Origin of the sequence: Clostridium pasteurianum (assembly GCF_001705235.1) — a bacterium.
GTDB classification, from domain to species: Bacteria; Bacillota; Clostridia; order Clostridiales; family Clostridiaceae; genus Clostridium_S; species Clostridium_S pasteurianum_A.
In genome coordinates, this window is the sequence record NZ_MCGV01000001.1 from 3409982 (window position 1) to 3430174 (window position 20193).

The window sequence follows — 20193 nt, forward strand, 5'->3', positions numbered from 1 at the left end:
ACAAACATAAAGTACAGTTGTATAACTATATTATAACGTACGAAATAAATATTATAACGTACAAAAGCTTAATAATTAGGAGGACAAATGCTTCAAGAAAAAATCGTTTTACAGGAAAAGCATGAATTTGTAAATGGTATGAAAGATTGTATTCCAACAGTGTTTGGATACATAAGTATAGGTTTTGCCTGCGGTGTTGTTAGTAAGGCATGTGGACTCAGTATTTTGGAAATAGCTCTCATGAGCATTTTTATTTATGCTGGTTCTTCTCAGCTAGTTGCGGCTGGAATGATACAGTCTTTAGCTTCTGTTCCAGGGGTTATTATAGCTATTTTTTTTGTGAATTTGAGACATCTACTCATGAGTGCAGCTTTGGCACCTCATTTTAAGAAGAATTCTGTTTTAAAGAATTTCACAGTAGGTGCGCTTATGACGGATGAAACTTTTGCCTTAGCAGCAGTAAAGGGTACTTCAAATAAGGAGATAAGCTATAAATGGATGATGGGAGCTAATATAATTGCGTATTTAAATTGGCTTATAGCAACTGTATTAGGTGCATATTTTAGTACAATGATATATGATTATAAAAAATTTGGACTTGATTTTGCTCTTCCAGCTATGTTTATAGGACTTTTGATATCCAGTGCAAAAGGAAATAATGATAGAAGAAAAAATATTTTAGTTATTTCTATTTCTGCATTTATATTTATAGTATGCGTTAATTTCATGCCATCAAATAGTGCAATTATGGTGGCAGCAATCATTGGGGCAGGGGGTATGATTAAAAAATGAGCATGAAAGTTTTATATATAATCGTAGGGGGAGCATTAGTAACCATTCTTCCAAGGGTTATTCCGGTTATGTTTATGTCAAAATTCAAGTTGAATGAAAGAGCATCTGTGTTTTTGAATTATATACCTGTGTCTATACTTACAGCCCTTGTTATGGCGGAAATTTTTGTCTGTAATAACAAAATAACATTAGATTCACATATGATATTATCAGGTATAATAGCAATTATAGTAGCCATAAAAAAAGATAATCTTCTTTTGACAGTAATAGCAGGAGTAGCTTCAATGGCAATTTTGAGGATGATTTATTGAGTAAAATTGTAAGAGCAAATAAAAAACAGATAATTGAAGAAATCTATTATGAAAAAGTACATAAGCGGATAAAAAAATGGCCTGATTTGAAAATTATTTCTTGGTGATGTGAATTTTAGATAAATGCTATGCTTAGCTACTTTAATGTTGATTGTATAAAGCATTACGTATTAGAACATGAGTGGCTTGTGCCACTCATGTTTACTCTATATAGAGTTTCATTATTTTCCTAACTTACTTATTGACCAGATATGTAAGTTAATTTGTATAGGCATACCCTTAAATGCCATTTATATGTATTTTATACCAAGTTGAATAGAATGTACCGAAATGTAGACAGCTTGATAAAAAGTAATCATGTATTCTTGTGAATACTGTTACATTTTCCGTTATAATTATACAAGGAATATTATCATGATATCAATATGAAGTTAGAGGGTAAATTTCCATGATATTTTGAATATGGAAATCTATCCTCTAATAAATAAAAAATTTTATCTACATACAAAATTTCTTATTTGTCTAATATTAAGTGTAAAGTAAACCCATCTTCTTCTCATCCACCTGAAGCCTGCAATAGAGTTCCTATCTACATAAGTAAGGTATGCCCAATAAGACATTCCATTTCTTTGCCATATATAAGTGTACCTATACCTACACATACGTATTGAACCTGTGTGAGTAGGATTAAAATTTGGACCTTGCTGCATTCCTGGGCCAAATTGTGACTGTGGCGTGTAAGCTGGAGGAGGACCTGGTGGCATATTTGCCTGAGGACCATATCCTGGTTGCATAGGAGGTTGCCCTGGACCACCTGGACCTGGCGGCATTGGCGCAGGATCTCTTGTCATTGGGCAGTCACGAGCATATGGACATTCGGGTTGGTCCTCATACTCGTCATCTTCAAATCTCATTGGATCAAAATCATTTTCATCGAAGTCATTATAATTATAGTACATAAAAGTCTCCTTGAAATTATGATTAATACATTATAGAATATGTATCAACTAGCAAAAATGTTACGTTTCTATGTAAAAATTTTCACTGTTGTTTGTAAAGTCAAAATTAATTCTGTATAATTAAAGGGAAACCATGCGAAGCAATAGTATTTTGAAACATTAAATAAAAATCATAAGTCTAAGCTCCAAATTATAAAAATACTAAGGAATTTTAATAACTCGCTGAAAAAAGCTCAAACAAATTAAAATTTCTAAGTCTTTTTATAATTTAAAACAAGACTTATAGAATTTTTTTAATGTTACTTCATTAATGTTAATTGCGAATTTAATGTATTGGTGAGGAGTGATGCCGAATGATATATGATACACACATACACACTTTATTTTCAACTGATTCCAAACTTAATATAGAAGATGCAGTAAATAGAGCAGCAAATGATAATATAGGTATGATAGTTACTGAACATATTGATTTTAATTATCCTGTAAAAGGTGAATTTGTGTTCAATGTAGATGAGTACTTTAAGAAATATGAAAAATATAGAAATGATAAAGTTATGCTTGGTGTTGAAATAGGCATGACAGAAGAATTTAAGAGTCACAATAAAGATTTAAATGATAATTATGAATTTGACTATGTTTTGGGGTCAATACATTTTGTTAATAATATAGATTTATATGATAAGATTATGTACAAGGATACCAGTAAAAGAGATGTTTTTGAGGATTATTTTAAAGCTATGATAAATTGTCTTGAATGTCATGATTATATAGATTCTCTGGCACATATAGATTATATATCAAGGTATGCAACCTATGATGATCCTGAGATTCACTATAGTGAATACAGTGATTATATTGATGAAGTCTTTAAGTCTATAATTGATAAGGGAATAGTGCTTGAAATAAATACACGTAGGCTTAATAAAAAAGATATATGTGACAATATGCTTGCAATATATAAAAGATACAATGAACTTGGAGGAAAATTTGTAACTATAGGTTCAGATTCACATGATAAAGATAGCATTGGAATGAACTTTAATAATGCTCTTGAGATGGCAGAGGCATGTGGACTTAATCCTGTATACTTTAACAAAAGAGTTATGAAGTACTGTTAAACGGAGGATTTTATGGGTAAGATACTTCTATTTATGTTCGATGAAATGACAGATTATGAGATAACTCTAATTTGTCACCTGCTGCATAGGGATGCTGGAAAAAAAGTAATTACAGTAGCTTATGAAAATAAAATAGTAAAAGGCTCATCTGGCATTATGTATAAGCCTGAAAAGTTAGTTAAAGATATACTGATTGATGAGGTAGCAGGGTTAATAATTCCAGGTGGATGGTATGGTGATTTTAGAGAAGAAATGCTTCAGTTAATAAGAAAAGTATATAATAATAAAAAACTTGTTGCAGGCATATGCGGAGCTGGAACAGTATTTTTAGCTAAAGCTGGTATTTTAGATGAAGTTAAATACACTACTCCAATAGTTAAGTGGACTGAAGAATATGAAGATAAATTTGGAGGAAAGGATCCTTTTAAAAGGGAAAACTTTACTTCACAGAGAGTTATAAGAGATAAGAATGTGATAACAGCTGTAGGTCCTGCATTTGTTGATTTTTCAGTGGAAATATGTGATTGGTTTAATCTATTTGAGGATAAAAGTGACAAGGACAATTTTATTAGGAATATAAAAGGACTTTAAGGAGAACGTAAATATGGAAATAAAAGATTTGATAGCTAGGATAAACTTTCTATATAAAAAGAGTCAAGAACAGGGATTAAGTGAAAGTGAAAAAGAAGAACAAAAAACTTTAAGAAAACAGTACATTAATATTATTAAAGGTAATGTTAGAGAACAGCTTAACAAAGTAAAAAAAGTTTGAAATTAATATCAAAGTAAATATATATAATTAATTGCCGTAATGGTGGCGATGCTGAGTGAAAAGGTATTGTAGATTGAAAAAGGTATTACTAATACTATTTGTAATCATATTTATTTTAGTGAATTCTGCTGGATTATATGTGGGAAACATTATATATAATAAGGTATGTGTAATGCAATTTGATAGAAGTCAAAGCAGTTATAATAATTTTAAATCCACATTTGATTACGAAAGGTACAATCTCTTAAATAAGAGTGATGTATTTATACAATCTGATTTTGGATATAAACTTTCGGGGACATATATAAAGAACTTTGTTGATACAAGAAAAACTGTAATAATAGTTCATGGAATAACCGGTAGTCGGTGGGAGTCAATGAAGTATGCTGATATATATCTTGATTTAGGGTATAATGTTTTAATTTATGATTCTAGATATCATGGAACAAGCGGTGGAAGTGATATAACTCTTGGCTATTTTGAAAAGTATGATTTAAATAACTGTGTAAAATGGGTAAAAAAGAAGACACCTGGAGGAATTATAGGAGTTCACGGTGAATCAATGGGTGCTGCTACAGCTCTTTTGCAATCCAATATGAATGAAGGAACTAAAGATGTTTCATTTTATGTTGTAGACTGTCCTTTTTCTGATTTGCCAGAACTTTTTAAAGATAAGCTAAATGATGAAATGAAAAATCATGGTGCATTAGTTGCTAAAGCAGTGGTTTTTTACTCGAGTTTAATTGCATTTTTTAAATCTGGATTTTCTGTGTATGCCATTTCACCTATAAAAGCAATTGACGATGTGAAAACACCTATAATGTTTGTTCATGGAGCAGATGACGACCTTATTCCGCCGGAAATGTCAGTGGATTTATATGTGCATAAAAAAGGACCTAAGTACTTATATATTGCGCCTAATGCAGGTCATGCTGAGGCGTATCTTAAAAATAAAGTTGAGTACACAAATAAGGTAAGAGAGTTTCTGGTAAACATTCATGTTGAAGATGATAAAACAGATATAAATAAGCCAGTAAAAATGTATTGAGGTGGTACACTGTGAATGTAGAGGAAAAAAGATTTTTAAAAAATTTATGCAAAATGTGTTTTGTGAAATATCAAGTAGTAAACAGTGCGCCAATGATAAGTGCGCTTATAAGTCAGGTGTGCAGAATTAAAAATTTGGATGTACCTTTAGTTGAAGGGGTTTTATATGTTAAAATTAGAAATAGAACGCTTCAGTATGCACATTGTTTTAATACTTATCATGGTAATATTATAGATGCCTCAATTTATCAGTTTGCAATAATGAACAGCGGTATAAAAGATATATTTCCCAAGATTATAGTTGGGGACGACATAGATGAAATCGAGTACTCTATCTTTAGAGAAATAAAGTATGAAAATCAATTTAAGTATAAAGAGGAATTTTTAAGATCGATAATAGAAGAAGTAGATGAATATGAAAATTCTAAACTTGATAAAATAGATGAGTATAAAGATAGTAAAAAACAAAATTTGTTTTATATATAATTTTTAGTAATGGAGGTTTTTTAATGGATGAAATAAATAACAAAGTAGATTTATTAAAGGATGATATGGTGGCTTGTGTCCAAAATTCTGTTAAGATTAAAAGTATTAGCAGTGCAGCAGATGGAAATGCACCATTCGGAAAGGATACAGCAGCAGCACTTGATCATGTACTTAAAGTAGCTAAGAAACTTGGATTTAAAACGGTTAACTTAGATAATTATGTTGGCTATGCTGAATATGGTGATGGCGAAGATTATGTAGCTGTTTTAGGACATCTTGACGTAGTTCCAGAAGGTGATGGCTGGAAGTATCCTCCTTATGGAGCTGAAATACATGATGGAAAGATATATGGAAGAGGTTCTATGGATGATAAGGGACCTACAATTTCATGTCTATATGCACTTAAAGCTATAGTAGATGCAGGACTTAGCATGTCTAAAAGAGTTAGAATAATATTTGGCTTAGATGAGGAAAATGGAACTGGAAAGGATACAGACTATTATTTAGAGCATGAAAAGCCACCAGTTTTAGGGTTTACACCAGATGCTGAATATCCAATAATCAATGGAGAAAAGGGAATAACTATTTTTAATTTAGTAAAAGATTTTAAAACTCAATATGAAGGAGATACTAAAATTGCCTATGTAAAAGGTGGAGAGAGATCAAATGTAGTTCCTCCATATGCTGAAGCTGGAATAAAAGCTGATCTTAAAGGTGAAATTATCGACAAATGCGAAAGCTTTGCTGAGAGAACAGGCTATGATATTAAGGCTGAAGAAAAAGATGACATGGTTATAGTAAAATCAAAGGGACTTGCAGCGCATGGAAGTACGCCTGAACTTGGTAAAAATGCAGTAATGCAGCTTTTAGCATTTTTAGATGAATTAAATCTTGGAAAGTCGGATTTAACTGATTTTATAAGCTTTTTAAATAAGTATGTTGGTATGGAAACAAATGGAGAATCTTTTGGAATTGGCATGGAAGATAAAGTTTCAGGAAAGCTTTCTTTCAATCTTGGAGTAATAGATATAAATAAGAATTCTGGAAGTGTTACCCTTAATGTAAGGTATCCTGTAACTTGTACTTATGAAGATATGATGGAAAAATTAAATGCTAGAATAGCCCATACTGGAATAAGAGTTGAGAATATGTTACACCAAAAGTCACTTTATTTCCCAGAAGATCATAAGCTTATTAAAATTCTTCAAAAAGTATATAAAGAGCAGACAGGAGATGAACCTAATCTTCTTTCTATAGGTGGCGGAACATATGCAAAGGATATGCCTAATATAGTTGCCTTTGGACCTATATTTAAGGGAGAACCTGATATTGACCATCAAGCAAATGAATATATAAAGGTTGAACATTTGGTTTTAAATGCTAAAATATATGCACATGCAATATATGAATTAGCAAAATAGTTTTTTTAAGTTAAAAAGGTTTGAGATTGATTTTTTAATCTCAAACCTTTTTTATTTTAAATCAGAATTAAATTCCATAATTCCATTTAAAACCCATAATGTTAACGAAATATTAATTAAATATATGATTTTTTGACATTAGTGTTGTAAATGTAAACAATTTATGATTAAATCATAATATGAGTAGGGGGTTAATTAACTAAAAAATATATATCATAATTTCTATAAGGTGAGGTGAGTTTAATATGAGTGCCACAATAATAGTAGCAGAAGATGAACCAATTACACGAATGGATATATGCGAAATGTTAACATCTGCTGGATATTATGTTGCGGGAGATGCATCAAATGGCCTTCAAGTTGTGGAATTATGCAGAAGGTACAAACCTGATCTTGTTCTTATGGATATAAAGATGCCTAAGTTAGACGGCATCCAGGCAGCAGAAATTTTAATTAAAGAAAATATTGTAGATGCCGTAGTAATGTTAACAGCATATAGTGGCAAAGAATTTATTGATAAGGTTAAGGAGATAGGGGCCATAGGATATATTGTAAAACCGATAGATGAGGTTAGACTTATACCACAAGTAGAAATTGCTATTGCTAAAGGTAAAGAAATTAGAGTTATGAAAGAAAAAATGGACAGCAGTAATATTATACATAGAGCCAAAGAGATACTTATGGAAAAGCATAGACTAACTGAAAATGAAGCATATAAAAAGCTCAGAAAAATGAGTATGGATAAGCAATTGACGATGATAGAAACTTCTAAAAGCATAATTAAGAAATCAAGGTGAAATAATTTTAGATTTAATTTGTAATACAAGGTTAAAGGGAGTAGGTATTGTGCTTAGAAAATTATGTGAATTGTATACGGATTTATCAGAAGAAGATATATTACAATTGATTAACGTTGAAAAATCAATTTCAATGTTTGCTAATTTGGTTAATGGAGATATATTTATTGATTGTATTACAAGGGATCCCGATGCAGCGATTGTAGTCTCAGAGGCAAAACCTGTAAATTGTAAATCTCTCTATAAAAATTCTGTGGTTGGAGAGCTTGCCTTAAGACAAAATGAGCCTGCTGCTTTAAGAACTTTAGAAATAGGAATTGAAACCACGGATTTGAAAGCTGTTACTCAGGAAAATATAGTTGTAAAACAAAACACAGTGCCAATTAAAAATCAGCACAATAAAATAATAGGTGTGTTAATTTTAGAACGTGATATAACTGATGATGTAAGTCAGACACAAAATATGGAGATTTTATCAGAGACAACTAGTCAGCTTTCTGAAACACTTATGAATATGAAAGATTTAGATTACAACAATACTGTTGCGTACAATTTAATAAATGATGCTATTTTGGTGATAAATGAAATTGGCAAATGTGTTTATGCTAATTATAAAGCAGAAGAACTTTATAAAAAAATAGGATATAAGGATAGCATAGTAGGTATGTCTTTTGATAATTTAGTTTTAAATAAGGTTAAATTTAAGGATGTACTTCGTGAAAAAAAGTCTCTTATTTTTGAAACTAAAGTTGGAAAATTTGATTTGCAGATTAAATATGCTGTTACTAAAAAAGATGTAGATACATACGGTATTATTATGCTTATAAAGGATTTAACAGATATAAAGCAGAAGGAAAAGGAACTCATATTAAAAGCTGTGGCAATTAGAGAAATACATCATAGAGTAAAGAATAACCTTCAAACTATAGCAAGTATATTAAGATTACAATCTAGAAGAATCGATAATGTCGATGCTAAAAAAGCCTTCAGCGAAAGTATAAACAGAATTTTAAGCATAGCAACAACTCATGAAGTATTATCACAAAATGGATTAGACGATGCTGATATAAAAATAATATTATCAAAGATTAAGGATAATGCTGCAAGAAATTCCTGTAATAAAAATATAAAGATAAATCTCAGTGGAGACAATTTGGAGGTTAATTCTGATAAGGCAACTTCTATTGCAATAGTTGTAAATGAATTAATAGAAAACTCTTTTAAACATGCTTTTAATAATATGAAGTGGGGAATTATTGATATAGTAATAAACAAAGGTCAAACTTATTCTAATATATCAATTAGTGATAATGGAAATGGATTTGACACAAGATTTTTGAGAAATGAGAGCCTTGGACTCAACATTGTTAAAAGTATAGTAAAGGATAAATTAAATGGTGATATAAATATTGAATCAAATGAAAGTGGTACAAAATCGGTGTTTTATTTTAAAAATTTATAATTAAAAGATAAAAAAATATTAAAATAATATTAAAATAGGGTTTACATTAACGAATTGATATGATACACTATATTCATGGTTGATGCAACGGAGCATTGATTTTGTATTTTTTATATTGGGTTTTTAATTTAATGTTTAGTTATAGGCAATGGAGCTTAAACGTATATATCGAAGTGCGTTTAAGCTCTTTACCATTTTAAAATTGTAAATATTAAAATGAAAAACGTAATTACCAGGCAATCGCAATTATAATAATTAAAGTATTTATTTTCGGGAGGAATAATTATGGCAAATGAACTTAAAAAAACACTATCACCTTTTCAACTTTGGGCAATAATAGTCGGTATGGTTATATCAGGAATGTACTTTGGATGGAACAATGCTATGGCATTTACAAGCCCTGTAGGATTTATAATCGCTACGTTAATAGTTACAGTTTTTTATGGAACTTTTATGTTTAGTTATGCAGAGCTTGCAACAGCAATGCCAAAAGCAGATGGTTCTAGTGAATTTGCAGCGAGGACAATGGGAAGATTTGGTGGCTTCTTTGCTGGATTTTCATGTATAATGGAATTTTTATTTGCAACACCAGCTATAGCAATATCTATAGGAGCTTATGTAAATTTTATAATACCTTCTATACCAGTAACAGTGGCAGGACTTGTAGCTTATGCACTTTTTGTTGCTATAAACTGTTTTGGAGTTAAAACTGCAGCAATAATTGAAACTGTTGTAACAGTGATTGCAATAGTTGGAATTTTTGTATTTGCAGGAGCAACAGTTGGACATATTGATTTTACAAAAATAGTTGGAGGAAATGTATATAAAGGTGGACTTAAAGGAATATTTAGTGCTGTCCCATTTGCAATATGGTTCTATTTAGGAGCTGAGGGCGGAGCAATGTCTGCTGAAGAGTGTAAAAATCCTAAGAAAGATATACCAAAAGCTTTCATTTTTGCAATAGGTACACTTATGATTTTAGCTTTAGTTGCATTCGTTTGTACGGCAGGTGTACTTGACAATAAAACTTTAGGAGCTACAAATTCACCTCTTCCTGATACGTTAGATGTTATATTTGGAAAAGGAAATGTCATATCTAAAGTTATGAGCTTTATAGGATTATTTGGATTAGTGGCAAGCCTTCATGGATTAATTATAGGATATTCAAGACAGGTATTTGCAATGTCTAGAGCAAATTATTTACCTAAGTTTTTGTCAAAGGTTAACTCAAAGGGCGCACCAGTTCCTGCAACAATAATTACAAGCCTTGTAGGAATGATATTTGTACTTACTAATAATACTGCAACAATAATTGTAATATCAAGTTTTGGTACTATTGCCCTGCATGCAATAAGTATGGTTGCTTTCTTCATTTTAAGAAAGAATGAGCCTAACATGGAAAGACCATATAAAGTTTCATCAGCATTACCTGTAATAGCACTTGCATTAAATCTTGTATTTTTAGTAACTACAATATATTCAAATATCTCAACATTATCCTGGGTAATTTTCGCCTTTGCAGTTGCAGCTGTGTACTATTTTGCATATTCAAAGATAACAGCTTCAAAGGATACGGAACTTGAGGAGAAGAAAGCAGTTTAATCTAAATTAATCGAAATAGGTGATTTTCATGAATTTAAAGACAACATTATTTGGTACGGTTCATAAATTTAAAGATATAAAGGATTTACTTGCAAAAGCTAATGAAGAAAAGTCCGGAGATGCTCTTGCTGGTATTGCGGCACAAAGTACAGCTGAAAGAGTTGCAGCAAAAATTGTTTTGGCAGACATAACTCTTGAGGAGCTTAAGAATAATCCTGTAGTCCCTTATGAAGATGATGAGGTTACAAGAGTAATTCAGGATTCGGTGGATGAAAGTGAATACAAGAAAATTAAATCCTTAACTGTAGGTGAGTTTAGAGAACTTATACTTTCAGCCAGTGAGGAAGAAATAAAAGGAATAAGAGATGGACTCACTTCAGAAATGGTAGCAGCTGTAACTAAGCTTATGACAAATATGGATCTAGTGTATGGTGCTCAAAAGCTTTGTAACACTGCTACTTGCAACACAACTATTGGGAGAAGAGGTACTTTATCATCAAGACTTCAGCCTAATCATCCAACAGATAATCCTGATGGAATTATGGCATCTGTAATGGAGGGCATGAGTTATGGAGTTGGTGATGCAGTAATAGGACTAAATCCAGTAGCTGATACGATTGATAGTGTTTCAAGTGTATTAAAGAAGTTCAATGAATTTATAACAGATTGGAGAATACCAACACAAAGCTGCGTTTTAGCTCATATAACAACTCAAATGGAAGCTTTAAAGAAAGGTACTCCTATAGATTTAATGTTTCAAAGTTTAGCTGGTTCAGAGATTTCTAACAATGCTTTTGGAATAAATGTAGGCTTATTAGATGAGGCATATGCATTAATGAAGGAGAAAAAAAGTTCTAAAGGACCTAATTTTATGTACTTTGAAACAGGACAGGGCTCGGAACTTTCTTCAGAAGGACATAATGGTGCAGATCAGCTTGTAATGGAAGCAAGATGTTATGGTTTAGCAAAGAGATATAATCCTTTCCTTGTTAATACTGTTGTTGGTTTTATTGGACCTGAATATTTATATGATGGAAAGCAGGTTTCAAGAGCCGGTTTAGAGGATCATTTTATGGGGAAACTCACTGGATTATCTATGGGAGTTGATACATGTTATACAAACCACATGAAAGCAGATCAGAATGACCTTGAAAATCTTGAAATGCTGCTTACAATGGCAAACTGTAATTATTTTATGGGGATACCATGTGGTGATGACGTAATGCTGATGTATCAGTCTTCAAGTTATCATGATATAGCTACTTTAAGGGAGATTACAGGGAAAAGAACAATAAGAGAATTTGAAAAGAGAATGGAAGAATTACAAATACTGAAAGACGGAAGGCTTACTGAAAGGGCTGGAGATCCTTCTATATTTAGGCAGAGGTGATTTATATGAAAGACAATTTAATCAATATAGATAATCCAGAAGATATGGAGATGTGTAAAATTCTTAAAGAATCAACTCCAGCTAGAATATGTGTTGGAAGAGCGGGGACAAGATTTAAAACCAATACGCTTCTTAAGTTTAGGGCGGATCATGCCGTGGCGATGGATGCAGTTTGGTCAAGTGTAGATGAAAATCTGATTGACGAACTGAAATTTTTGAAGGTACAGACATTAGTAAAGGATAAAGAAGAATATATAACTAGGCCGGATCTTGGGAAGAAATTCTCTTTTGAAACCACTGATTATATTAAAGAAAAATGCATAAATGCTCCAGAGGTTCAGATTATAGCTGGAGATGGTTTGAGTTCAACTGCTATTAATGCAAATCTTAAAGATGTGTATTCTATAGTTACAGATGGATTAAAGTCAAAAGGATACAGTGTTGGAACTCCCATTTTTGTTAAATATTCAAGAGTTGCAACTATGGATAAGATAAGTGAAGCATTAAATGCTAAAGTCACTATAATATTAATAGGTGAAAGACCAGGACTTGCGACCGGAGAGAGCATGAGCTGCTACATGGCATATGAAGCCAGTTCAAATAAGCCAGAATCCCAGAGAACAGTTATATCCAACATTCATAGAAATGGCACACCGCCAGTTGAAGCAGGAGCACAAATAGTTCATTTAATTGAATTAATGATGCAGGAAAAAAAGAGCGGCGTTGAGCTTAGAATATAATCATAAAAGAGGTTTGGGTTTTGCCACATAGCTAATGTACTTGGAATAACACGTCGTGGAGCGTCTCAAGGTATTGATAAACTTTGTAAAAAAGCAAATGAAAAAGCATCTCTCATAGTACGTGAACTTGGATTTGCAAATATTTGGCCTTATAGGAACAGTTTCTTTATTTGTTCCGAGCCTTTACCCTTAAAGAGAAGTAACAGTATTTTGGAAAATGTTTAAATAAAACTCAATAAGACTTGCCCCAAATTATAAAAAGACTTAGAAATTTTAATCTGTTTGAGCCGAGAGGCGAGTTATTAAAATTTCTTAGTATTTTTATAATTTGAGGCTTAGCCTTATGAGTTTTATTTAATGTTCCAAAATACTGTTACTTCTTATTCTTCAATTAGTTCACTAACTTCATCCCATTTTTCATAAAGTTTATTTAAATCATTTTGGAATTGTGAAATTTTATTATTAACTTCTATGCTTTTTTCAGGGTTAGAATATACTTCTTCAAGGCACAATTGATTTTCAAGATCTTGAAGCTTACTTTCAAGGTCGGCAATTTCTTTTTCAATATTTTTAAGTTCAACTTTCTTAGATCTCTTTTGCTTTTCATTTTCTCTTTTCTTTTTCTTCTCAGCATTAATTTGAGTTTTTGTTTTTGAGCTTTTGTTTTCGTCCTCATCTTGAAATCTTGTTGGATTATTCTTTTTTTCGATGTAATAAGAATAGTTACCAAGATATTCAGTAAGTCCATCTTCTTCAAGCTCAAAAATTTTTGAGACAACTTTGTTTAAAAAATATCTATCATGTGATATTACAAGAACTGTTCCATCATAACTTAATAGAGCATCTTCGAGGGCCTCACGTGAAACTATATCAAGATGGTTTGTAGGTTCATCAAGAAGTAAAAAATTGTTTTTAGATAGCATCAATTTAAGTAAATTAATTCTACACTTTTCTCCACCACTTAAAGACGAAATCACCTTAAAAACATCATCACCTGTGAATAAAAAAGCAGCCAGGGCATTTCTAATTTCTGTTGTTGTGAGTTCAGGAAATTCATCCCATACTTCATCTATAATGGTTTTACTTTCGTTTAAATCTGATTGCTCCTGATCATAATAACCCACAAATACATTTTTACCTAGAACTTTAAGGCCTGAATCACTTTTGATTTTATCTAGTAATATTTTAAAAAATGTTGTTTTACCTCGACCATTGTCACCTATTAATGCAATTTTTTCTCCTCTTTTTATATCTAAATTTAAATTTTTAAAGAGAGTTTTATCACCAAAGCTCTTTGACATATTTTCTACATGCAGTACATCATTTCCGCTTTTTATAAGGGTTTCAAATTCTAATCGTGTTACTCCCGTCTCTCGGTCAGGGCGTTTCACACGTTCAATTCTGTCAAGTGCTTTCTGCCTACTTTCAGCGGCTCTTATGCTTTTTTCTCTGTTAAAGGACTTAAAACGCTCTATTATTTTTTCTTGCCTTTTAATTTCCTCCTGCTGAAGTGTATAAGTTTTTAGTTCAATGTCATATTGTTTCTTTTTAAGTTCTAATGCCTTAGTGTAACTTCCATTAAAACAGTTTACGTGTCCGTTTATAAGTTCTATAGTTTTATCTGTAATAGCATCTAAGAAATATCTGTCATGTGAAATTAAAATTACTGTGCCTTTGTAGCTTTTAAGGTAATCTTCGAGCCATTCAATGGCAGCTAAATCAAGATGATTTGTGGGTTCATCTAGGAGTAATATTTCAGGATTTTTAAGCAGTAACTTACAAAGGGCTACACGTGTTTTCTGTCCGCCACTTAGTACATTTATTGGCTTATCAAAATCATTATTTGAAAAACCAAGACCATTTAATACTTTATTTATTAACCCTTTATAAGTATATCCACCTTTTACAGAATAAAGTTCTGTATATGTAGTGTAATCTTTTATTACTTTATTGTGATACTCTTCTTTAGAAGGATCATAAGGTTCACTCATTATGGTTTCAAGCTTTTTTAATTTCTTTTCTATTTCAAGCAGTTCGTTAAAAACTGTAGAAAGTTCCTCATATATCGTATTATCATTATTAAGATCAAGGTGCTGTGCTAGATATCCAAGTCTTTTATTTTTATCTATAAATAAATCACCAGAATCATATTCTAGCTGTGAAGTTAGAATTTTAAATAAAGTTGATTTACCAGCACCATTTGGACCAATCATTCCTATTTTTTCGCCATCATTTATATTAAAAGTTATATCTTCTAAAATTACATCTATACCATAGCTTTTATGTACATTTTTGCAGCTAACAACTATCATGAATACCACCAACCTATAAATATTTTCTATTCAATTATACCATTTGAAATACAAAGTAAATATTAAAACAGAAAAATTGTGTTGTTAAATTGTTAAAAAAACGTGTATAATACTTAAATAGTATAAAAAAAATTTGTACTTAATATAATTTTGAAATTATGTTAAAAAACACATTAAACTAAGGCACTTATATATAATAAGTTAAAAAAATGATATATTTGAATGATTATGTGGTAAAATATATCATGTCAGCATTGTTTATATAAGTGTAATTAAACGGGTTACAACGTGAAACTTAAGTTATGATGTTCAAAAATGCCAACATAAAGGCATTATAGCACATGTATAAGTTAATAGGTAAACTGTAAACCCTATATATATAAGAGGTGGTCTAAATGGATAAGAAAAAAAATATATCAATGGCAGTAATTAAGCGTCTTCCCAAATATCATAGATATTTAGAGGAGTTGCTGAAAAGTGAGGTTGATAGAATATCTTCAAAGGAGTTAAGCGAAAAAATAGGCTTTACTGCTTCACAAATACGTCAGGATTTAAATTGTTTTGGCGATTTTGGTCAGCAGGGTTATGGCTATAATGTTAAAGATTTGCATAAAGAAATTGATAATATATTGGGCCTTACTAAAAAATATAATACCATAATAGTAGGAGCTGGAAATATTGGTCAAGCAATTGCTAATTATATAAATTTTGAGAAGTTAGGATTTTATTTAGATGCAATATTTGATGTGAATCCAAAATTAATAGGACTTAAAATACATGATGTTGAAGTTCAGGATGTGGATTTAATAGGAGAATTTTTGCAAAATAATAAAGTAGACATAGGAATAATTTGTGTTCCAAGTAAAAGCGCACAAAAAGTTTGTGATATTATTGTTAAAAATAACGTTAATGGTATATGGAATTTTGCACCTATAGATCTTATAACTCCAGAAAATGTAATTGTAGAAAACGTACATTTAAGTGATAGCTTGCTTACTTTAAGCTGTTTATTAAAAGATTTAAAGAAAAATGAGGACTAAAATAAAATATTATTAAAAATTAATATAAAGTTGTTTTATTATTGAAATATGAAGTGAATCATTATATAATTAAAGTAGAAGCATTAATGCTTCGAAATTTTTTGCCCGTCTTTGTTAGAATATTAACAATGAATAATAATAATTAGGAGGATTAGTCATGGAACTAAAGAATGTCATCCTTGATAAGGAAGGTAAAATTGCTGTAGTTACTATTAATAGACCTAATGCACTAAATGCATTAAACAGCGAGACATTAAAAGAACTTGATTATGTTATAGACGAAATTGAAAATGATAGTAATGTATTTGCGGTAATTTTAACTGGAGCAGGAGAAAAATCATTTGTAGCAGGAGCAGATATTGCTGAAATGAAGGATATGAATACTATAGAAGGTAGAAAATTTGGAATACTTGGAAATAGAGTATTTAGAAGAATTGAACTTCTTGAAAAGCCTGTAATAGCAGCTGTTAATGGTTTTGCTTTAGGCGGCGGCTGTGAGCTTTCTATGTCTTGTGATATAAGAATAGCTTCAAGCAATGCAAGATTTGGTCAGCCAGAAGTTGGTCTTGGTATTACACCTGGTTTTGGTGGAACACAGAGACTTGCAAGATTAGTTGGAATGGGCATGGCAAAACAAATTATTTTCACTGCAAAGAACATAAAGGCTGATGAAGCTTTAAGAATTGGACTTGTAAATAAGGTAGTAGAACCTGGTGAATTAATGGATACAGCAAAGGATATTGCAAATACTATAGCAAGTAAGGCACCTATAGCTGTTAAATTAAGCAAGCAGGCTATTAATAGAGGATTTCAATGTGACATTGACACTGCTTTGTCATTTGAATCAGAAGCATTTGGAGAATGTTTTTCAACAGAAGATCAGAAAGATGCAATGACTGCTTTTGTTGAAAAGAAAAAAATTGATGGTTTTAAAAATAGATAGGAGGTAAATTTATATGGATTTTGCTTTGACAAAAGAACAAGAATTAACAAGGAAAATGGTTAGAGAATTTGCTGAAAATGAAGTAAAACCAATAGCAGCAGAAATCGATGAGACTGAAAGATTTCCAATGGAAAATGTAAAGAAAATGGCTAAATATGGAATGATGGGAATACCATTTTCAAAGGAATATGGTGGAGCAGGTGGAGACGTATTATCTTACATACTTGCTGTTGAAGAATTATCAAAGGTTTGTGGTACAACAGGTGTTATACTTTCAGCCCACACTTCTTTATGTGCATCATTAATTAATGAATATGGTACAGAAGAACAAAAACAAAAATATTTAGTTCCACTTGCTAAAGGTGAAAAAATAGGAGCTTATGGATTAACTGAACCAAATGCAGGAACTGATTCAGCAGGACAGCAGACTACAGCAGTTCTTGATGGAGATCACTATGTATTAAATGGTTCAAAAATATTTATAACAAATGGTGGAGTTGCAGATGTATTTTGCGTATTTGCAATGACAGATAAAAGCCAGGGTAGTAGAGGAATATCAGGTTTTATAGTTGAAAAAGGTTTCAAAGGTTTTTCAATAGGAAAAGTTGAAAACAAAATGGGTATAAGAGCATCATCAACTACTGAGCTTGTTTTTGAAGATTGCATAGTTCCAAAAGAAAACCTTATTGGAAAAGAAGGAAAAGGCTTTAAGATAGCAATGTCAACTCTTGATGGTGGAAGAATTGGAATAGCTGCACAGGCTCTTGGATTGGCTGAAGGAGCTTTTAATGAAGCAAGAGATTACATGAAAGAAAGAAAACAATTTGGAAGAAGCCTTAATAAATTTCAGGGATTATCATGGGCTATGGCAGAAATGAAAACAAATATAGAATCAGCTAAATATTTAGTATATAAAGCTGCATGGTGCAAGGATAATAAGCTTCCATACAATGAAGCTGCAGCTCTTGCAAAACTTCGTGCTGCTGATGTTGCTATGGATGTAACTACAAAAGCAGTTCAACTTTTCGGTGGATATGGTTATACTAAAGATTATCCAGTTGAAAGAATGATGAGAGATGCTAAAATAACAGAAATTTATGAAGGAACATCACAAGTTCAGAAATTAGTTATAGCTAATCACATTTTTAGATAGAAGGAGGAATTTCTAAATGAATATTGTTGTTTGTTTGAAACAAGTTCCAGATACAACTGAAGTTAGAATAGATCCAGTAAAAGGAACACTTATAAGAGAAGGAGTTCCATCAATTATAAATCCAGATGATAAGAATGCCTTAGAAGAAGCATTGGTACTAAAAGATAATTATGGTGCACATGTAACTGTAATATCAATGGGACCACCACAAGCTAAAGCAGCTTTAGTAGAAGCTCTAGCAATGGGAGCTGATGAAGCAATACTTCTTTCAAGTAGAGCTTTCGGAGGAGCAGATACTCTTGCTACATCACATACAATTGCAGCAGGAATTAAGAAATTAGATTATGATATAGTATTTGCTGGAAGACAAGCAATCGATGGAGATACTGCACAGGTTGGTCCAGAAATAGCTGAACACCTTGGAATACCTCAAGTAACTTATGTTGAAGAAGTTAAAGTTAATGGAAATGAATTAGAAGTTAAAAAAGCATGGGAACATGGTTATGAAATTGACAAAGTTGAAACACCAGTTCTTTTAACAGCAATAAAAGAATTAAATGTACCAAGATATATGGATGTAAGAAATATATTTGGAGTATTTGACAAAGAAATAAAAGTTTGGGACGAAAATGATATAGATATTGATAAGACACTTTTAGGACTTAAAGGTTCACCAACAAAGGTTAAAAAATCAGTTACTAAACAGACTAAAGGTCAGGGTGAAATAATTGATAAACCTTTCAAAGAAGCAGCAGCATATGCTATTTCAAAATTACAAGAAAAGCACTTTATTTAGGAAGTAGGAGGTATTCGTATGAGTATATCAGATTATAAAGGCGTATGGGTCTTTGCTGAGCAGAGAGACGGAGAATTACAGGATGTATCATTAGAATTACTTGGCAAAGGTAAAGAAATTGCTAAAAAATTAGATACTGAATTAATAGCAGTATTACTTGGACATAATGTTGATAATATGGCAAAAGAGCTTTTAGCTTATGGAGCAGATAAAGTTTTAGCTGCTGATAGCGAAGTTTTAGATCACTTTACAACAGAAGCTTATGCAAAAGTTATTTGTGACTTAGTAAACGAGAAAAAGCCTGAAATACTATTTGTAGGAGCTACTTTCTTAGGAAGAGATTTAGGACCTAGAATATCATCAAGACTTTCAACTGGATTAACAGCTGATTGTACTGCACTTGATATAGATTCAGAAACTAGAGATTTATTAGCTACAAGACCAGCATTCGGTGGAAATCTTATGGCTACAATAGTTTGCGCAGATCACAGACCACAGATGGCTACTGTAAGACCTGGAGTTTTCTCTAGAGCTTGCGAAAACAAATCTCTTGTATCAGAAGATAAAATAGAAAAAGTTGCTGTAGGTATAAAAGCAGATGATCTTAAAGTTAAAGTAGAGAAAGTTGTAAAGAGCACAAAAGAAGTTATAGATATAGGAGCAGCTAAAGTATTAGTAGCAGGTGGAAGAGGAGTTGGAAGTAAAGAAAACTTCGAAAAGCTTCAAGAGCTTGCTGATGTACTTGGCGGAACTATAGCAGCATCAAGAGCAGCTATAGAAAAAGATTGGGTAGATAAAGATCTTCAAGTTGGTCAAACAGGTAAAACAGTTAGACCAGAACTTTATATTGCATGCGGTATATCTGGAGCAATTCAGCATTTAGCAGGAATGCAGGATTCAGATTACATAATTGCTATAAATAAGGACGCAGATGCTCCAATAATGAAGGTTGCAGATTTGGCTATAGTTGGTGACGTGAATAAAGTTGTACCTGAATTAATAGCACAAATAAAAGCACAAAAGGCTTCTTGCGCTATTAGATAGTACTT

The 20193-nt window shown here is 31.6% G+C and carries 20 protein-coding genes; 18 read left to right on the top strand and 2 right to left on the bottom strand.

Annotated elements, in window-relative coordinates:
• Window positions 1-87: 87 nt before the first annotated feature.
• Window positions 88-792: an AzlC family ABC transporter permease gene (locus BEE63_RS15290; RefSeq protein WP_066022213.1), complete on the top strand. Its 705-nt coding sequence runs from the start codon at window positions 88-90 to the stop codon at window positions 790-792.
• On the top strand, window positions 789-1103 hold the full coding sequence (locus BEE63_RS15295) for an AzlD domain-containing protein (RefSeq protein WP_066022214.1): 315 nt from the start codon (window positions 789-791) through the stop codon (window positions 1101-1103). The genes BEE63_RS15290 and BEE63_RS15295 overlap by 4 nt, the downstream gene beginning before the upstream one ends.
• A gap of 494 nt (window positions 1104-1597) precedes the next feature.
• On the opposite strand, the gene BEE63_RS15300 is transcribed toward BEE63_RS15295, so the two are convergent.
• A complete protein-coding gene (locus tag BEE63_RS15300; RefSeq protein ID WP_100369887.1) occupies window positions 1598-2062 on the bottom strand; it encodes a hypothetical protein in 465 nt (154 codons plus the stop codon).
• A gap of 353 nt (window positions 2063-2415) precedes the next feature.
• Here BEE63_RS15300 and BEE63_RS15305 point away from each other — a divergent pair, with 353 nt between their 5' ends.
• The 11 genes from BEE63_RS15305 to eutC all read left to right on the top strand — a co-directional run bounded on the left by BEE63_RS15305 (window position 2416) and on the right by eutC (window position 12900).
• On the top strand, window positions 2416-3183 hold the full coding sequence (locus BEE63_RS15305; protein ID WP_081312569.1) for a histidinol phosphate phosphatase: 768 nt from the start codon (window positions 2416-2418) through the stop codon (window positions 3181-3183).
• Between the two features lie 12 nt (window positions 3184-3195).
• Window positions 3196-3774 carry a DJ-1/PfpI family protein gene (locus tag BEE63_RS15310; RefSeq protein ID WP_066022215.1) on the top strand — a complete coding sequence of 193 codons (579 nt, stop codon included), beginning with the start codon at window positions 3196-3198 and terminating at the stop codon, window positions 3772-3774.
• 13 nt (window positions 3775-3787) lie between these two features.
• Window positions 3788-3955: a DUF896 domain-containing protein gene (locus tag BEE63_RS21265; protein ID WP_081312570.1), complete on the top strand. Its 168-nt coding sequence runs from the start codon at window positions 3788-3790 to the stop codon at window positions 3953-3955.
• Between the two features lie 55 nt (window positions 3956-4010).
• Entirely contained in the window at window positions 4011-5003 is a 993-nt protein-coding gene (locus BEE63_RS15315) for an alpha/beta hydrolase (RefSeq protein ID WP_066022216.1), read from the top strand.
• An 11-nt stretch (window positions 5004-5014) separates the two neighbouring features.
• On the top strand, window positions 5015-5488 hold the full coding sequence (locus tag BEE63_RS15320; protein WP_100369888.1) for a hypothetical protein: 474 nt from the start codon (window positions 5015-5017) through the stop codon (window positions 5486-5488).
• Between the two features lie 23 nt (window positions 5489-5511).
• Entirely contained in the window at window positions 5512-6909 is a 1398-nt protein-coding gene (gene pepV, locus BEE63_RS15325) for a dipeptidase PepV (protein ID WP_066022217.1), read from the top strand.
• A 245-nt stretch (window positions 6910-7154) separates the two neighbouring features.
• On the top strand, window positions 7155-7706 hold the full coding sequence (locus tag BEE63_RS15330) for an ANTAR domain-containing response regulator (RefSeq protein WP_066022218.1): 552 nt from the start codon (window positions 7155-7157) through the stop codon (window positions 7704-7706).
• Between the two features lie 49 nt (window positions 7707-7755).
• Entirely contained in the window at window positions 7756-9168 is a 1413-nt protein-coding gene (locus tag BEE63_RS15335) for a histidine kinase N-terminal domain-containing protein (RefSeq protein ID WP_066022219.1), read from the top strand.
• Window positions 9169-9453: 285 nt separating this feature from the next.
• Window positions 9454-10770: an ethanolamine permease gene (gene eat, locus BEE63_RS15340; protein ID WP_066022220.1), complete on the top strand. Its 1317-nt coding sequence runs from the start codon at window positions 9454-9456 to the stop codon at window positions 10768-10770.
• Window positions 10771-10798: 28 nt separating this feature from the next.
• On the top strand, window positions 10799-12160 hold the full coding sequence (locus BEE63_RS15345; protein WP_066022221.1) for an ethanolamine ammonia-lyase subunit EutB: 1362 nt from the start codon (window positions 10799-10801) through the stop codon (window positions 12158-12160).
• A gap of 5 nt (window positions 12161-12165) precedes the next feature.
• A complete protein-coding gene (eutC, locus tag BEE63_RS15350) occupies window positions 12166-12900 on the top strand; it encodes an ethanolamine ammonia-lyase subunit EutC (protein ID WP_066022222.1) in 735 nt (244 codons plus the stop codon).
• A gap of 380 nt (window positions 12901-13280) precedes the next feature.
• Here eutC and abc-f read toward each other — a convergent pair whose 3' ends face one another.
• Window positions 13281-15212: a ribosomal protection-like ABC-F family protein gene (gene abc-f, locus BEE63_RS15355; protein WP_066022223.1), complete on the bottom strand. Its 1932-nt coding sequence runs from the start codon at window positions 15210-15212 to the stop codon at window positions 13281-13283.
• Window positions 15213-15607: 395 nt separating this feature from the next.
• Here abc-f and BEE63_RS15360 point away from each other — a divergent pair, with 395 nt between their 5' ends.
• The 5 genes from BEE63_RS15360 (at window position 15608) to BEE63_RS15380 (ending at window position 20188) form a co-directional block, all read left to right on the top strand.
• Window positions 15608-16252 (top strand): redox-sensing transcriptional repressor Rex, encoded by a 645-nt coding sequence (locus BEE63_RS15360; protein ID WP_066022224.1) that lies wholly within the window; start codon window positions 15608-15610, stop codon window positions 16250-16252.
• Window positions 16253-16409: 157 nt separating this feature from the next.
• Window positions 16410-17195 (top strand): short-chain-enoyl-CoA hydratase, encoded by a 786-nt coding sequence (locus BEE63_RS15365; RefSeq protein WP_066022225.1) that lies wholly within the window; start codon window positions 16410-16412, stop codon window positions 17193-17195.
• A 13-nt stretch (window positions 17196-17208) separates the two neighbouring features.
• Entirely contained in the window at window positions 17209-18348 is a 1140-nt protein-coding gene (locus tag BEE63_RS15370) for an acyl-CoA dehydrogenase (RefSeq protein WP_066022226.1), read from the top strand.
• A 16-nt stretch (window positions 18349-18364) separates the two neighbouring features.
• The gene (locus BEE63_RS15375) at window positions 18365-19144 is read left to right on the top strand and encodes an electron transfer flavoprotein subunit beta/FixA family protein (protein ID WP_066022227.1); all 780 of its coding nucleotides are present in this window, start codon (window positions 18365-18367) and stop codon (window positions 19142-19144) included.
• A gap of 18 nt (window positions 19145-19162) precedes the next feature.
• Window positions 19163-20188 (top strand): electron transfer flavoprotein subunit alpha/FixB family protein, encoded by a 1026-nt coding sequence (locus BEE63_RS15380; RefSeq protein WP_066022228.1) that lies wholly within the window; start codon window positions 19163-19165, stop codon window positions 20186-20188.
• Window positions 20189-20193 lie beyond the last annotated feature (5 nt).

Bases quoted from the DNA above. Each gene is read 5' to 3' on its own strand.
- BEE63_RS15290 (WP_066022213.1), top strand. From the start codon at position 88: ATGCTTCAAGAAAAAATCGTTTTACAGGAAAAGCATGAATTTGTAAAT.
- BEE63_RS15295 (WP_066022214.1), top strand. From the start codon at position 789: ATGAGCATGAAAGTTTTATATATAATCGTAGGGGGAGCATTAGTAACC.
- BEE63_RS15300 (WP_100369887.1), bottom strand. From the start codon at position 2,062: ATGTACTATAATTATAATGACTTCGATGAAAATGATTTTGATCCAATG.
- BEE63_RS15305 (WP_081312569.1), top strand. From the start codon at position 2,416: ATGATATATGATACACACATACACACTTTATTTTCAACTGATTCCAAA.
- BEE63_RS15310 (WP_066022215.1), top strand. From the start codon at position 3,196: ATGGGTAAGATACTTCTATTTATGTTCGATGAAATGACAGATTATGAG.
- BEE63_RS21265 (WP_081312570.1), top strand. From the start codon at position 3,788: ATGGAAATAAAAGATTTGATAGCTAGGATAAACTTTCTATATAAAAAG.
- pepV (WP_066022217.1), top strand. From the start codon at position 5,512: ATGGATGAAATAAATAACAAAGTAGATTTATTAAAGGATGATATGGTG.
- BEE63_RS15330 (WP_066022218.1), top strand. From the start codon at position 7,155: ATGAGTGCCACAATAATAGTAGCAGAAGATGAACCAATTACACGAATG.
- eat (WP_066022220.1), top strand. From the start codon at position 9,454: ATGGCAAATGAACTTAAAAAAACACTATCACCTTTTCAACTTTGGGCA.
- BEE63_RS15345 (WP_066022221.1), top strand. From the start codon at position 10,799: ATGAATTTAAAGACAACATTATTTGGTACGGTTCATAAATTTAAAGAT.
- eutC (WP_066022222.1), top strand. From the start codon at position 12,166: ATGAAAGACAATTTAATCAATATAGATAATCCAGAAGATATGGAGATG.
- abc-f (WP_066022223.1), bottom strand. From the start codon at position 15,212: ATGATAGTTGTTAGCTGCAAAAATGTACATAAAAGCTATGGTATAGAT.
- BEE63_RS15360 (WP_066022224.1), top strand. From the start codon at position 15,608: ATGGATAAGAAAAAAAATATATCAATGGCAGTAATTAAGCGTCTTCCC.
- BEE63_RS15365 (WP_066022225.1), top strand. From the start codon at position 16,410: ATGGAACTAAAGAATGTCATCCTTGATAAGGAAGGTAAAATTGCTGTA.
- BEE63_RS15370 (WP_066022226.1), top strand. From the start codon at position 17,209: ATGGATTTTGCTTTGACAAAAGAACAAGAATTAACAAGGAAAATGGTT.
- BEE63_RS15375 (WP_066022227.1), top strand. From the start codon at position 18,365: ATGAATATTGTTGTTTGTTTGAAACAAGTTCCAGATACAACTGAAGTT.
- BEE63_RS15380 (WP_066022228.1), top strand. From the start codon at position 19,163: ATGAGTATATCAGATTATAAAGGCGTATGGGTCTTTGCTGAGCAGAGA.